The sequence below is a fragment of the Pseudoduganella sp. R-43 genome (assembly GCF_049913255.1).
GTDB lineage: Bacteria > Pseudomonadota > Gammaproteobacteria > Burkholderiales > Burkholderiaceae_D > Rugamonas.
On sequence record NZ_CP183988.1, the window covers coordinates 2,254,702 to 2,270,660 of the forward strand.

The following is a 15,959-nucleotide window of genomic DNA, read 5'->3' on the forward strand; positions in this document are numbered from 1 at the left end:
TGTCAGACCCTGCGGGTCTGACACTGGTCTACCGGTTTGGCGGCCCCCTGGCCGTGAAGTGTCAAAGTTTTGCAGTACGTAGTTCGGTCGTACCGAGTTCGTTTTGTGGCTTTTGATTCTAATAACGTAAGGGGGCAATCTATGGCAGCAAGTTTGTGGTTCGCGATTGCGTGCGGCGTGCTCGCGGTGGTGTACGGGCTGTGGGCGCGCAGCTGGATTCTTGGACAGAACGCGGGCAACGCCCGCATGCAGGAAATCGCGACAGCCATCCAGCAAGGTGCTGCGGCCTACCTGGCCCGCCAGTACCGCACCATCGGTATCGTCGGTGTTGTTCTGCTGGTAGCCATCGGGGCGGCGATCGATATGAAGACCGCCATCGGCTTCCTTCTTGGCGCCGTGCTTTCCGGCGCTTGCGGCTTTATCGGCATGAATGTGTCGGTGCGGGCCAACGTGCGTACCGCGCAGGCTGCGTCGGTGGGCATGAACGAGGCGCTCAATGTCGCCTTCAAGGGCGGCGCCATCACCGGCATGCTGGTGGTCGGCCTCGGGCTGCTGGGCGTAGCCGGATTCTACTGGGTGCTCACCGTGATGGGCGCTCCGGGCGCGCCTGACCCGACGCACAATGTGCATGAAGTGCTGAAGCCGATGATCGGCCTGGCCTTCGGCGCTTCCCTGATCTCGATCTTCGCCCGCCTCGGTGGCGGCATCTTCACCAAGGGCGCCGACGTGGGCGCCGACCTGGTGGGCAAGGTGGAGGCGGGCATTCCCGAGGACGATCCGCGCAATCCGGCGGTGATCGCCGACAACGTGGGCGACAACGTGGGCGACTGCGCCGGCATGGCGGCCGACCTGTTTGAAACCTATGTGGTGACCCTGATCGCGACCATGCTGCTTGGCGCGTTGATGATCACCAGCGCGCCGGCGCAGGCGGCCATCTATCCGATGCTGCTGGGTGCCGTGTCCATCATCGGCTCCATCATCGGCTGCTCCATGGTCAAGGCGAAACCGGGCAAGAAGATCATGTCGGCCCTGTACACTGGCTTGTGGTGGGCCGCCGGCCTGTCGCTGATCGGCTTCGTCATCGTAACCTGGATGGTCTGGCCGGATGATGAGATGCGCTACAAGATGCTGGGTGCAACGGTTGTCGGCATCGTGCTGACCGGCCTGATGGTCTACATCACGGAGTTCTATACCGGCACCGAATTCACGCCGGTGCGCCATATCGCGGAAGCTTCCACCACCGGCCACGGCACCAATATCATTGCGGGCCTGGGCGTGTCGATGAAATCCACCGCATGGCCAGTGCTTGCCGTGTGCGTGGCGATCCTGGTTTCCTTCAAGCTGTCCGGCCTGTACGGCATTGCGATTGCGGCGACCTCCATGCTGTCGATGGCTGGTATCGTCGTGGCGCTGGACGCCTACGGCCCGATTACCGACAACGCCGGCGGCATCGCCGAAATGTCGGGCATGCCGGATTCCGTGCGCGCCATTACCGACCCGCTGGATGCGGTGGGCAACACCACCAAGGCGGTGACCAAGGGCTATGCGATCGGCTCGGCCGGCCTGGCTGCGCTGGTGCTGTTTGCCGACTACACCCACGCCCTGCAGTCGCGCGGCATGGAGATGTCCTTCGACCTGTCCGACCCGATGGTAATCGTCGGCCTGTTCATCGGCGGCCTGATCCCTTACCTGTTCGGCGCCATGGCGATGGAGGCCGTCGGCCGCGCTGCCGGCGCCGTGGTGGTGGAAGTGCGCCGCCAGTTCCGCGACATCAAGGGCATCATGGACGGCACCGGCAAGCCGCAGTACGACAAGGCCGTCGACATGCTGACTGCCTCCGCCATCAAGGAAATGATCGCGCCTTCGCTGCTGCCGGTGCTGGTGCCTATCCTGGTCGGCATGCTGCTCGGCCCGCGCGCGCTGGGAGGCCTGCTGATGGGCACCATCATCACCGGCCTGTTCGTGGCGATCTCGATGACCACCGGCGGCGGCGCCTGGGATAACGCGAAAAAGTATATCGAGGACGGCAACCATGGCGGCAAAGGTTCCGACGCGCACAAGGCGGCGGTGACCGGCGATACCGTGGGCGACCCGTACAAGGATACTGCCGGTCCGGCCGTCAACCCGCTGATCAAGATCATCAACATCGTGGCGCTGCTGCTGGTGCCGCTGTTGCCGGTCACCGGCATCCTGTCGGTGACCATGGCGCCGATGCAGGCGCAGCAACAGGTGGTGGCCCCGGCTTCGGCTGCGGCGCCGCAGGTGGCAGCGCCCGTGGCTGCGCCAGCGGTGGCTCCCGCCATGGCCGAGGTGCCGGCCCAAGCCGCAAGCGAGACGCCGGCGGCGAAGTAAGCCGCGCCGCGTCAACCCTCTGCGGCGTATGATGTCTGTACGCTGCGGAGGGCAACATGAACTATCCACTCCTGCTGGCGCTGGCCGCCGGGCTGTCCGGCCCGGCCGCTGGCGCCGAATCCCTTGACGAGTACCGGCGCTTGCCGGAATGCCGGCTCAGCGCAGATGGCAAGCGCCTGCTGCAGGAGCCTTGCCGCACGGCGCCTGCCCGCAAGAATATGCCGCGCCGCCCGGTGCCGCTGACTGTCACGCCGACGCCGCGCATTGCGCCGGCCCCCGATCCTTCGCTGACCTGGGCGCCCGTGCTCACCAGACGCGATCCGCATGCGGCGCCGACGGCGATCGCCCAACTGCCGCGTGCGGGCCAGCCGTCGCTGCCGCCGGGCGCCGTCTTGCCGCCAGCCACGCCGCTGCCCGGCCCCAGCGCACCGATCCCGGTCCAGTGCGACGCGGGCGGCTGCCGCGACACCAGCGGTACCTATTACCACGGGCCGCCCGGCCAGGTCATCAGCCCGAGCGGAAAAGTGTGTTCCCAGAGCGGAGGATGGATGACTTGCTACTGATTTCGGCTACAATACGCCTCGATTGACGTTTACGTAACGTAAAGTGAATAGGGGAGACAAAAGCATGCAAATCAAGGACCAAGTATTCATCATCACCGGCGGCGCGTCGGGTCTGGGTGCGGCGACCGCGCGCATGATCGTCGATAACGGCGGCAAGGTCGTGCTGGCCGACGTGCAGGTGGAAGCCGGCGAAAAGCTGGCGGCAGAACTGGGCGCAGCAAAATTCGTCAAATGCGACGTGACTTCGGAAGCGGACGGCCTGGCTGTGGTGGCTGCGGCTACCGCCATGGGCACCCTGCGCGGCCTGGTCAACTGCGCCGGCGTGGCGCCGGCGATCAAGACCGTGGGCAAGGATGGCCCGCACCCGCTGGATTCCTTCGCGCGCACCATCAATATCAACCTGGTCGGCACCTTCAATATGTGCCGACTGGCTGCTGATGCCATGGGCAAGACCGAAGCGGCGGAGTGGGGCGAGCGCGGTGTGATTATCAATACTGCATCGGTGGCCGCGTTTGATGGCCAGATCGGGCAGGCGGCTTATGGCGCCTCCAAGGCTGGCGTGGCCGGCATGACCTTGCCGATGGCGCGCGACCTGTCGCGTTCGGGCATCCGCGTGATGACCATTGCGCCGGGTATCTTCGAGACCCCGATGCTGCTGGGCATGCCGCAGGAAGTGCAGGATGCGCTGGGCAAGATGGTGCCGTTCCCGCCACGGCTGGGCAAGCCGTTCGAATATGCTTCGCTGGCCAAGTCCATTATCGAAAATACTATGCTGAATGGTGAGACGATCCGTTTGGATGGCGCGATTCGGATGCAGCCTAAATAAACCGGAAAACCCGTGTCTGACCCGCAGGGTCAGACACGAATACGCGGCCGCCGCATGCCGAGTGCCAGACCCTATGGGTCTGGCACTGAATTGCCGGTTTTGGTGTAGCATGGCCGGATGAAAGCACTAGCCCTTGCCGCAGCACTGCTCTGCACCCTCCCGCTCCACGCCCAAGACAACCGTGCTCCTGAAATCGCCACTGGCTGGCAGGATAAAGCCGGTTGGTCCGCACAGAAATTCATGGTCGCCGCGGCCAACCCGCTGGCCACCGAAGCCGGCTACCAGATGCTGAAGCAAGGCGGCTCCGCCGTTGATGCAGCGATCGCCACCCAACTGGTACTGACCCTGGTCGAGCCGCAATCTTCCGGCATCGGCGGCGGCGCCTTCATGATGCATTGGGACGGCAAGAAAGTCCGTTCCTTCGACGGCCGCGAAACCGCGCCCGCCGCCGCCACCGAAACCCTGTTCCAGGACGCCAACGGCAAACCCTTGCCGCGGCCGGAAGGCGTAGTAGGCGGCCGTTCGGTCGGCGCCCCCGGCGTGCTGCGCATGCTGGAACTGGCGCATAAGGAGTACGGCAAGCTGGCCTGGTCCAAACTGTTCGCGCCCGCCATCAAGCTGGCGGAAGAGGGCTTCGCCGTCAGTCCGCGCCTGAACGCCTTGCTGACCAGCGAGCGTTACCTGCAGCGCGACCCGGTCGCTGCCGCCTATTTCTTCGACAAGGACAAGAAACCCTGGCCCGTCGGCCATGTCCTGAAAAATCCGGCACTGGCCAAGACCCTGCGTGAAATCGCTGCCGAAGGCGCCGATGCCTTCTACCGTGGCCGCATCGCGCGCGACATCGCTGCGAAAGTGCAGGGCCACCCGACCAATCCCGGCGGCCTGACGGCAGCCGACATCGCGGGCTACCGGGCCAGGGAACGCGAGCCGCTGTGCACCGACTACCGCGCCTACAAGGTGTGCGGCATGCCGCCGCCGTCGTCGGGCGGCGTAGCGATCGCGCAGATCCTGGGCATCCTGGAGAACAGCAAGATCGGCGACTATGCGCCAGTCGACGGCGTGATCAGCGCCGACGCCATCCACTTGATGACGGAAGCCGAGCGCCTGGCTTACGCCGACCGCAACCGCTACGTGGCCGACACCGACTTCGTGCCGCTGCCCGGCAAGGGCGCCAGCGGCCTGCTCGACAAGTCCTACCTGCGCCAGCGCGCCGCCCTCATCGGCGACAAGTCGATGGGCCGCGCCCGCGCCGGCGTGCCGGCTGAAGTCAAAGTAGCCTGGGGCGATGACACTGCGCTGGACAAGCCGTCCACCTCGCACCTGGTGGTAGTCGACGGCAACGGCAACGCCATTTCCATGACCACTTCGGTGGAAGACGCCTTCGGTTCGCGCCAGATGGTCGACGGCTTCCTGCTGAATAACCAGCTGACCGACTTCTCCTGGGATTCGGTGGACGAAAACGGCCCGATCGCCAATCGCGTGCAGCCTGGCAAGCGCCCGCGCAGTTCGATGGCGCCGACCCTGGTCTTCGACAGGCAGACCAGGCAACTGGTGCTGGCCACCGGCTCGCCGGGCGGCTCGACCATCATCAACTACGTGGCCAAGGTGCTGGTTGGTGCGCTTGACTGGAACCTCAATGTGCAGCAGGCCATCAGCCTGCCCAATTTCGGCAGCCGCAATGGCCCCACCGAGCTTGAAGCGGGCAAGTTCCCGGGCGAGGTGGTGGATCAGTTGAAAGCGCGCGGCCACGAGGTGCGCCAGGTGGAACTCAACTCGGGCCTGCAAGGCTTGCAGCGCACGCCGGCCGGCTGGTTCGGCGGTGCCGACCCGCGCCGCGAAGGCATCGTGCGCGGCGAGTGACGAGCGCGCGACAGGCTGCTGGCGGGCAGGGCGCAAGTCATTCCCGCCCCGCAGCCAGCATGTTACCCTTGATAAATGGGCATGAAAAAGAAAACGGGCTTGATCCTGACGGGCGGCGGCGCCCGGGCGGCTTACCAGATTGGCGTTTTGCAGGCGATTTCCGAAATCCTGTGGGAAGAGGGATGGCCGCCGGCACGTAATCCCTTCCAGATCATTTGCGGCACTTCGGCTGGCGCCATCAATGCCACCGCGCTGGCCTGCCGCGCCGACAATTTCGGCGAAGGCGTGCAGAAACTGCTCGATGTATGGAGCAATTTTGAAGCGAACCAGGTGTATCGCGCCGATTCGCTGGGCGTGCTGCGTTCGGGGGCGCGCTGGCTGTCGCTGCTGTCCTTCGGCTGGCTGCTGCGCAAATGGCGCGCCGCGCCGCCGCAGTCGCTGCTCGACAACACCCCGCTGGTGAACCTGCTGCACCGCATGCTGGACTTGCCGCGCCTGGACAACTGCCTGCAGGAAGGCCTGCTGCACGCGGTAGCCGTCACCGCATCGTCCTACACCGGCGGCCAGCACATCACCTTCTACCAGACCGCCGCCGAAATCGCACCCTGGGTAAGGATGCAGCGCGTGGCGATGCAGGACCAGATCGGCGTCGAGCACCTGCTGGCGTCGTCGGCGATTCCCTTCATCTTCCCGGCCACGCCCCTGTACATGGGCGGCCACCTTGAGTATTGCGGCGACGGTTCGATGCGCCAGCTGGCGCCGATTTCGCCGGCCATCCACCTTGGGGCGCAGAAGGTGCTGGTGGTCGGCGCCGGCCGCCTGACCGAGCCGCCGCGCCAGATGACGGAAACGCCGCGCTACCCGAGCCTGGCCCAGATCGCCGGCCATGCCATGTCCTCCATCTTCCTGGACGGGCTGGCGGTCGATATCGAACGCCTGAACCGCGTCAACCAGACCTTGTCCGTGCTGCCGGAAGACCTGCTGGCCAAGACTCCGCTGCGGCCCGTGGAACTGCTGGTAATCGCGCCGTCCGAACGGCTGGACGACCTGGCTGCGCGCCACATCGGCAGCCTGCCGGCGCCGATTCGCACCATGCTGTCCGGGATCGGCGCCACCGAGGCGCGCGGTTCGGCGCTGGCCTCCTACCTGCTGTTTGAAGCCAGCTACACCCAGGAGCTGATCCGGCTCGGCCAGCGCGATACCCAGGCCCGCCGCGCGGACGTCCTGGCATTTTTCGGGTCCTGATGGCGAGCAATAGTAAAATGGCAGCTTTTGCCCATTTCTGAACCGTGGCTGGAATAGTTCGTCGTCTGCTTCCTCGCCTGGCCGCACTGGCCCTGGCTTGCACGCTCGCCCTCCCGGCGCTGGCGGCGCCGCCGCGCACCCTGCGTTTCGAGCAGCTGGACGTGGACGACGGCCTGGCTCAGGAGTCGGTACTGGCGATCATGCAGGACCGCCAGGGCTTCATGTGGTTCGGCAGCCAGGCGGGCCTGAGCCGCTTTGACGGCTACAAGGTCACGGTTTACCGCAATATCGTTGGCGACCAGCGCAGCCTGGCCGAGAACTGGGTCGGCGTGCTGCACCTCGATCCGCGCGGCCGCATGTGGGTCGGCACCGACGGCGGCCTTGACCTGTTCGACCCCAGAACCCAGTCGTTCAGCCACCATCTGCCGCGCGAGCCGGAAAAGCGCGGCAGCGGCAACCGCCATATCAAAGCCATCATCGATGACGGCGCCGATGGCCTGTGGATCGGCACCGCCGACGGCCTGCAGCATTTCGATCCGTCGACGGGCAAGTTCCTCATTTACCACCACGATCGCGCTGAAGCGGGCAGCCTTGGCCACGACCAGGTCAATGCCCTGGCGCGCGACAAGCAGGGCAGGCTGTGGATTGCCACCTCGGCCGGCGTCGACATGCTGGAGACGGGGGCGCGCACCTTCATCCACTATCCGCTCAAGGCAGCGGGCGCCCGCGGCGCCCAGTCCCTGCTGGTGGACCGCGACCAGGTGCTGTGGGTCGGCACCCAGAACGGCATCGAGCGCTGGACGCTGGAAGGAAAATATCCGCAGCGCCGGGTGCTGGGCGCGGCGGAAGGCCTGCCGCAAAGCACGGTCAAGCGCATCTACCAGGACCAGGATGGCACGCTGTGGGTCGGCAGCCAGACCGGCGGCTTGTTCCGCTGGCGCCAGTCGGACGACCGCTTCGTGCAATACCGCCACCAGCAGGGCGACCCGCACAGCATCGCGGACAACTATGTGTTCTCGCTGTTCCGCGACAACGTCGGCACCTTGTGGGTCGGTACCTGGTATCGCGGCGTCAGCCGGGTCGACCTGGGCAGCGGCGGCTTTGCTCGCCTGGTCAAGGACCCGGGCCAGCCCTTCACGCTGACCGACAACAAGGTGCGCGCCTTGCTCGACGCAGGCGACGGCAAGGTCTGGGTTGGCAACAGCGACGGCCTCAATTACTACGATCCGGTGACCGGCAAGACCGTGCTGTATCGCACCGGCAGCGGCAACGACAGCCTGGAATTCCAGGTCACGGCCTTGCTGCACGACCCGCGCGACCGCAATGTGCTGTGGGTTGGCAGCCGCAACGGCGTGCGCCGCTTCGACATCAGGGCGCGCCGCTTTGGTCCGCTGATGCTGTCGCACGGCGATCCTGAAAACGATGTGATCCGCTTCCTGTACGGCGACCGCGACGGCATGGTCTGGGCGTCCGCCCGCAATGGCCTGCACCGCATCGACCCGTCCAGCAACGGCGTGCTCACCTTCCGCCACGATCCGGCCGACATCCACAGCATGGCCGACAGCGTGGTGCGCCCGGTGCTGGAAGACCGGCGCGGCAACCTCTGGATCGGTACCTTCAACGGCCTTGACCTGCTGGACCGCAAGACCGGCCGCTTCACGCACTATCGCAACAACCCGAACGACCAGGGCAGCTTGAGCCACAACGAGGTGCACTACCTGTTCGAGGACGACGATGGCATGCTGTGGATCGGCACCGCGGCGGGCCTGAACCGGATGGAGCGGCGCCCCGACGGCAGCGTGCATTTCCGCCGCTTCCTGCGCAAGGACGGCCTGGCCGACGATGCGATCGCCGGCATCCTGCCGGACCGCGGGAAATACCTGTGGCTGTCCACCAATACCGGCATCTCCCGCCTCGACATGGGCAACGGGCAGGTGCGCAATTACTCCGGCGTGGACGGCACCATCGAAGGCGCCTATTTCGACGGCTCGGCCTTGCGTGCGGCCGACGGCACCCTGTACTTCGGCGGCTTCAACGGCATCACCGCATTCGATCCGCAGGAGGTGCGGGAGAACAGTTCGGCGCCGACTGCCGTCATCACCGATTTCCAGATCTTCAACAAGCCGGTGCGGCCGGGCCAGGGCGGCGCCAACAGGGGCGTGCTGCAGCAGGCCATCGAATACACCAGCTCCCTGTCGCTGCGCGAAGGCGACTCCGTATTCTCGTTGGAATTCGCGGCGCTGCACTACGCCGCGCCGCAGCGCAACCGCTTTGCCTACCAACTGGTCGGCTTCGACAGGGACTGGGTGGTGACCGATGCGGGCAAGCGCTTCGCGACCTACACCAACCTTGACCCCGGCACCTACCAGTTCCGCGTCAAGGCCGCCAACAAGGACGGCATCTGGAACGACAACGCCGCCACGCTGGAAATCAATATCGCGCCGCCGTACTGGAAAACCTGGTGGTTCCGCCTGTGCATGCTGGCCGCCGCGCTGGGCGCCGCCTGGGGCGCTTACCACATGCGCGTGCGCGTCCTGCGCAGCCAGCAGCTGCAGCTGGAAAAGCAGGTCAGCCTGCGCACGGCCGAAGTGGAGCTGAAGAACCAGCTGCTGGAAGAGCAGAAGCGCGAGCTGGAGCAGCGCGACAAGCACCTGTCGCTGGCCAAGCAGAGGGCTGAGGACGCGACGCGCCAGAAATCCGAATTCCTGGCCAATATGAGCCACGAAATGCGCACCCCGCTGGCCGGGGTGATCGGCATGCTGGGCTTCGCCCTGCGCGACAATGCGCTGGCCGAGCGCACCCGCGAGCAGATCGAACGCGGCCAGGGCAATGCGCAGTCGCTGCTGGCCATCATCAACGACCTGCTGGACTTCTCCAAGATCGAAGCCGGCAAGCTGCACATCGAGTCGATCGATTTCGCGCTGGCCAGCATGGTGGAGAACGTGGTCAGCCTGTTTGCCGAGCACACCATGTCCAATATGGTGGGTTTCGAAGTCGACTTCGCGCCCGACCTGCCGGAATTCGTGGTCGGCGACCCGACTCGCCTGCGCCAGGTGCTGGTCAACCTGGTCGGCAACGCCTTCAAGTTCACGGAGCGCGGCAAGGTATCGCTGCGCGTGGAGCGCGAAAGCAGCGGGCCGCAAGGGCACCGCATCCGCTTCACGGTGGAAGACACCGGCATCGGCATTCCGCCGGACGCCTTGCCGCGCCTGTTCCAGAAATTCGAGCAGGGCGACACCACCACCACCCGCCGCTACGGCGGCACCGGCCTGGGCCTGGCGATCAGCAGCCAGCTGGTGGAGCTGATGGGCGGCCAGATCGATGTGGTCAGCGCGCCGGGCGCCGGTTCCAGCTTCGCCTTCACCGTTCCGCTGCGCGACGGCGTGGCGCCGCCGCTGGCGCCGCACGTGGCGCGCGAGCCGCATACGCATCAACTGCGCGTGCTGTGCGCAGAAGACTTCCCCACCAACCAGATCATCGTGCGCATGATGCTGGAAGACCTGGGGCACAAGGTCGATATCGCCGGCAACGGCGTGCTGGCGCTGGCCGCCTGCGCCCAGCAGCGCTACGACCTGGTGCTGATGGATGGCCGCATGCCGGAAATGGACGGCTCCACCGCGACGCGCCTGATCCGCTCCGGCGGCCCGCGCGAAGCGCCGGTGCTCGATCCGCACCTGATGATCGTGGCCCTGACGGCCAACGCCAGCGACGAAGACCGCAGCCGCTACCTGGCCGCCGGCATGGACGATTTCCTGACCAAGCCGATCGACGAGGGCGCGCTGCACATGCAGCTGGAACGGGCCATCGAGCGCCAGCTGGCGCGCGGCATCAAACTGCCGCCGTTGCGGGCGCGAACGACCGAACTTCCTTCGGTGGCGGAGCTGGATGCCATGTTCGGCGTGTGCGACCTGCCTCCGCCGGCGCCGATGCCGGGCCAGGCCGGACAGGCCCTCAAGCTGCGCCTGCGCGATGCCTTCATCGCCGACTTGCCGGCGCGCCTGCGCGAACTGGACCAGGCCCTGGCCTCGGCCGACGCCGATGCTGCCGGCCGCCTGTTCCATGGCATGAAGGGCAGTGCCGCCTACCTGGACGAGGCCGAACTGCATGCCCTGTGCGGTGAACTGGAACGGGCCGCCGACCGCGCCATGTGGCCGGCGATCCGCGAAAAGCTGCCGCGCTTGCGGCAGCTGCTGGAACACGTCGTATCCCCAACGCGTCATTAAAACAAGAGCGGAGAGAGCATGAAAGTAATGGTAGTCGACGACGACGTAGTCTCACGCATGGTGCTGATGCACCTGATCGATGGTTGCGGCAAGTTCGAGATCGTTGAAGCGGAAGACGGCGCCGACGCCTGGCAGCAGCTGGAGGGTGGGATGCGTCCGGGCATCGTCTTCTGCGACCTGCGCATGCCGCGCCTGTCCGGCATCGAATTGCTGCAGCGCGTGCGCGGGCAGGGCGACCTGGCCGAAGTGCCGTTCGTGCTGGTGTCCTCCGCCACCGACAAGGAAACGGTGCAGCAGGCCACCCTGGCCGGCGCCACCGGCTACATCGTCAAGCCGTTCCAGTCGGAGCAGGTGCGCGCCCACCTTGGCGCTTTCCTCGACCAGGCGGCCAACGGCTATGAGCACCGGGCGGAAGAGCCGGCCGCCACCCTGGCGCGGCTGGGCATTGCCGCCGACCGTTTGCTGGTCTACCTGACCGGTTTCCAGAACCAGCTCACGGCAGCCAGCAACGAGATCGATGCGCTGCTGGCGCACGACGAACAGGCCGAGGTGCGCGTGCGGCTGGAGCGCCTGCATACCGGCTGCACCACGCTGGGCTTGCACGGCGCCGCAGCCTCGCTCAAGCCCCTGATCGGCGCCCACGTCAGCAACGAAGCCGTGCAGGCGGCGCTGACGGACGTGATCCGGGCGGTGCTGCACCAATCCTCGCTGGTGCGCCAAAGCTGAGAAAACCGCCAGCCCGCTTGCGGGAAAATCCTCCCGCCGGGCTGGCGCGGCCTTGCGGTAAATATAGTTTAGGTTTAAAGTAGTCTGCACCGCAGGCTGTACTTTCAACCGAACCTTACCCAGGCGACCATGAACAGACCCACTGCAGCAGAACCGAGCGCGCATCTCGACCAGTTCGCGCGCCAGCATCTACCTCCGGTTGAACAATGGCCGGACCTGGTGTTCGATCTTCCCGAGTTGCAGTACCCGGCGCGCCTGAACTGCGTGGCCGAGATCCTCGACCAGGCCGTGGCGGCGGGCAGCGGCGCGCGCATCGCCCTGCACGGCGAAGGCTTCAGCTGGACTTATGGCGAGCTGCAGCAGCAGGTTGACCGCATCGTCAACGTCCTGCGCGGCCCGATGGCGCTGGTGCCCGGCAATCGCGTCCTGCTGCGCGGCGCCAACCATCCAATGATGGCCGCCGCCGTGCTGGCCGTGCTCAAGGCCGGATTGATCGCGGTGCCCACCATGCCGCTGCTGCGCGCGCGGGAGCTGGGCGTCATCATGCAGAAGGCGCAAGTGCAGGCGGTGCTGTGCGCCCATGCCCTGCGCGAAGAGATCGAGGCTGCGCCCAACCGCCCTGGACGCACCCTGTGGTTCAACGTGCCGGCCGAGGCGCAGGCTGCCGCCACGGCGTCCGGGCATTCGCTCGAGGCCATGATGGATGCGCAGCCGGCGAGCGCCGCGGCATGCGACACGGCGGCCGACGATATTTGCCTGATCAGCTTCACGTCCGGCACCACCGGCGTCCCGAAAGGCACCACCCACTTCCATCGCGACGTATTGGCCATCTGCGACTGTTTCCCGCGCCATGTCCTCGAGTCCCGCGCCGACGACCTGTTCATCGGCACGCCGCCGCTGGCCTTTACCTTCGGCCTGGGCGGCCTGCTGCTGTTCCCGCTGCGGGTGGGCGCCGCCGCCGTGCTGCTGGAAAAGCTGACGCCGGAAACGCTGCTGCAGGCGATTGAAAAATACCGCGCGACGATCTGCTTTACCGCGCCGACCTTTTACCGCCAGATGGCCACGCTCGCGGGCAAATACGATCTTTCGAGCCTGGACAAGTCCGTCTCGGCCGGCGAGGCGCTGCCGGTGGCAACGCGCGAAGCCTGGCAGCAGGCCACCGGCTTACGCATGATCGACGGCATCGGCGCCACGGAGATGCTGCATATCTTCATTTCCGCAGCAGGGGACGATATCCGGCCGGGCGCCACCGGCAAGCCGATTCCCGGCTACCGCGCTTGCGTCCTCGATAACAAGGGCCAGCCGGTAGGCCCCGGCGTTGTCGGCCGCCTGGCAGTGAAAGGCCCGACCGGCTGCCGCTACCTGGACGACCCGCGCCAGCGCGACTACGTGCTGGACGGCTGGAACCTGACCGGCGACGCTTACGAAATGGATGCCGACGGCTACTTCTTCTACCGTTCGCGCACCGACGACATGATCATCTCCGCCGGCTACAACATCGCCGGCCCCGAGGTGGAGGACGCCTTGCTGCGTCATCCCGCCGTGGCCGAGTGCGGCGTGGTCGGCAAGCCGGACGAGGAACGCGGCCAGGTCGTGGAAGCGCATGTCGTGCTCAAGCCGGGCTTTGAAGCAACGCCCGACATGGCGGCGCAGCTGCAAGACTTCGTCAAGGAACAGATCGCCCCGTACAAGTATCCGCGCTCGATCCGCTTCCTGCCTTCGCTGCCGCGCACCGAAACCGGCAAGCTGCAACGCTTCAAACTCCGTAGCACTTGAGGAACAGCATGAATATCGTTTGTATTGGCGGCGGCCCGGCCGGCCTGTATTTTGGCCTGCTGATGAAAAAGCAGGACCCGTCGCACCGCATCGTGGTGGTGGAGCGCAATCGGCCTTACGATACCTTCGGCTGGGGCGTGGTGTTTTCCGACCAGACGCTGGGCAACCTGGTGGCGGCCGACGAAAAGACTGCGCGCGAGATCCTGCAGTCTTTCAACCATTGGGACGACATCGACGTCTTCTTCAAAGGGCAGAAAGTCACCTCCGGTGGCCACGGTTTCTGCGGCATCGGCCGCAAGCGCCTGCTGAACATCCTGCAGCAGCGCTGCGAAGAACTGGGCGTGGAGCTGGTGTTCGAGACTGACGTGCAGGACGACCAGGAACTGGCGGCGCGCTTCAACGCAGACCTGGTGATCGCTTCGGACGGCCTGAATTCGCGCGTGCGCGCTCGCTACGAGGCGACGTTCCAGCCGATGATCGAAGCGCGCCAATGCCGCTTCGTCTGGCTGGGCACGACGAAGAAGTTCGACGCCTTCACCTTCGACTTCCAGCAGACGGAACATGGCTGGTTCCAGGCCCACATCTACCAGTACGACGGCGAGACGTCGACCTTCATCATCGAGACGCCGGAATCGGTGTGGCGCGCCGCCGGGCTGGACGACATGCCGCAAGAAGAAGCGCTGGCCTGGTGCGAGAAGCTGTTCGCCGAGCGGCTGGAAGGGCATAAGCTGATGTCCAACGCCGCCCACCTGCGCGGCTCGAATGTCTGGATCAAGTTCCCGCGCATCGTGTGCCAGAAGTGGGTGCACTGGAATGGCGACGTGCCGGTGGTCCTGATGGGCGATGCGGCGCATACTGCGCACTTCTCGATCGGTTCCGGCACCAAGCTGGCGCTGGAAGACGCGATCGAGCTGGCGCGCTGCTTTGCTGCGCATGGCAGCGCACGCGACGCGCTGGCTGCCTATCAGGACGTGCGCGCGGTCGAAGTGCTGAAGATACAAAGCGCAGCGCGCAATTCGATGGAGTGGTTCGAAAACGTGCAGCGCTACTCCGCGATGGAGGCGCCGCAGTTCGCCTACTCGATGCTGACGCGCAGCCAGCGCCTGTCACACGAAAACCTCCGCGTGCGCGACAAGGATTACGTGGCTGGCTTCGAGCGCTGGCTGGCCGAACGTGCTTTCGCACAGGCCGGGGTGCCGCAGCCGGCGGCTGGCCGCCCCGTGCCGCCGATGTTCACCCCTTACAAGGTGCGCGGCCTGGTGCTGAAAAATCGCATCATCGTTTCGCCGATGGCGCAATACAGCGCAGTCGACGGCTGCGTTGGCGACTGGCATATGGCTCACCTGGGATCGCGCGCCATGGGCGGCGCAGCGCTGGTGATGGCGGAGATGACCTGTGTTTCCGCCGATGCCCGCATTACGCCGTTCTGCCCCGGGATGTACGCCCCTGCGCACACCATGGCCTGGAAACGCATCGTCGATTTCGTCCACCGGAACACGGACGCAAGGATCGGATTGCAGCTCGGCCACGCCGGTGCCAAGGGTTCGACCCGCGCCATGTGGGACGGCATTGACCTGCCGCTTGACAAAGGCAACTGGCCCCTGCTGGCGGCCTCGCAGCAGCAATACCTGGCCGGTGTGTCGCAGGTGGCCCGCACCGCGAGCGCGGAGGACATGCGGCGCATCGAGGCCGACTTAGTGCGCGCCACGCTGGCGGCCGAGGAAGCGGGCTTCGACTGGCTCGAGCTGCATTGCGCGCACGGCTACCTGCTGTCGTCCTTCATCTCGCCGCTGACCAATGAGCGCGGCGACGAGTATGGCGGCTCGCTCGAGAACCGTTGCCGCTTCCCCCTGCGCGTGTTCTCGGCCATGCGCGCGGCGTGGCCGGCGCATAAGCCAATGAGCGTGCGCATTTCGGCCCATGACTGGGTCGAAGGCGGCATCACGCCGGATGATGCCGTGCAGGTCGCGCGCCTGTTCAAGCTGGCGGGCGCGGACATGATCGACTGCTCCTCGGGCCAGGTCAGCAAGCTGGAAAAGCCGGTATTCGGGCGCATGTTCCAGACGCCGTTTGCGGACCGGGTGCGCAACGAGGCGGGGATTCCGACCATTGCAGTCGGCTCGATCTTCGAAGCCGACCATGCGAACGGCATCATCGCGGCCGGCCGCGCCGACCTGTGCGCCGTGGGCCGCCCGCATCTCGCAAACCCTTCCTGGACGCTGGCCGAGGCGGCCAGGCTTGGCTACACGCCCGTGACCTGGCCGAAGCAATACCTGGCCGGCAAGCAGCAGCTCGAGCGCAATCTTGAGCGCGAACGCCAGCTGGCCGCCGCCAATGCCGGGCTGACGCCGCAGCAGGTCGCGGCGAAATTGCTGGAGGGCTGACGAT

9 protein-coding genes are annotated in these 15,959 nt (G+C 66.0%); all 9 read left to right on the forward strand.

Annotated features, from left to right (window positions below):
• Positions 1-141: 141 nt before the first annotated feature.
• The 9 genes from ACN9M3_RS10305 (at position 142) to ACN9M3_RS10345 (ending at position 15,955) form a co-directional block, all read left to right on the forward strand.
• Positions 142-2,352, forward strand: coding sequence for a sodium-translocating pyrophosphatase (locus tag ACN9M3_RS10305; protein ID WP_426322266.1), 2,211 nt, complete (start codon positions 142-144; stop codon positions 2,350-2,352).
• Between the two features lie 56 nt (positions 2,353-2,408).
• Positions 2,409-2,915 (forward strand): hypothetical protein, encoded by a 507-nt coding sequence (locus ACN9M3_RS10310; RefSeq protein ID WP_426170481.1) that lies wholly within the window; start codon positions 2,409-2,411, stop codon positions 2,913-2,915.
• Positions 2,916-2,979: 64 nt separating this feature from the next.
• Positions 2,980-3,741, forward strand: coding sequence for a 3-hydroxyacyl-CoA dehydrogenase (locus ACN9M3_RS10315; RefSeq protein WP_426322268.1), 762 nt, complete (start codon positions 2,980-2,982; stop codon positions 3,739-3,741).
• A 117-nt stretch (positions 3,742-3,858) separates the two neighbouring features.
• Positions 3,859-5,601, forward strand: coding sequence for a gamma-glutamyltransferase (ggt, locus tag ACN9M3_RS10320; RefSeq protein ID WP_426322270.1), 1,743 nt, complete (start codon positions 3,859-3,861; stop codon positions 5,599-5,601).
• A 75-nt stretch (positions 5,602-5,676) separates the two neighbouring features.
• Positions 5,677-6,846 carry a patatin-like phospholipase family protein gene (locus ACN9M3_RS10325; RefSeq protein ID WP_057260261.1) on the forward strand — a complete coding sequence of 390 codons (1,170 nt, stop codon included), beginning with the start codon at positions 5,677-5,679 and terminating at the stop codon, positions 6,844-6,846.
• Positions 6,847-6,890: 44 nt separating this feature from the next.
• A complete protein-coding gene (locus ACN9M3_RS10330) occupies positions 6,891-11,069 on the forward strand; it encodes a two-component regulator propeller domain-containing protein (protein ID WP_426322272.1) in 4,179 nt (1,392 codons plus the stop codon).
• Positions 11,070-11,087: 18 nt separating this feature from the next.
• Entirely contained in the window at positions 11,088-11,795 is a 708-nt protein-coding gene (locus tag ACN9M3_RS10335; RefSeq protein WP_426322274.1) for a response regulator, read from the forward strand.
• A 129-nt stretch (positions 11,796-11,924) separates the two neighbouring features.
• Complete coding sequence (locus ACN9M3_RS10340; protein ID WP_426322276.1) at positions 11,925-13,571, forward strand: AMP-binding protein; 1,647 nt, start codon at positions 11,925-11,927, stop codon at positions 13,569-13,571.
• Positions 13,572-13,579: 8 nt separating this feature from the next.
• Positions 13,580-15,955 (forward strand): bifunctional salicylyl-CoA 5-hydroxylase/oxidoreductase, encoded by a 2,376-nt coding sequence (locus tag ACN9M3_RS10345; RefSeq protein ID WP_426322278.1) that lies wholly within the window; start codon positions 13,580-13,582, stop codon positions 15,953-15,955.
• Positions 15,956-15,959: the final 4 nt, after the last annotated feature.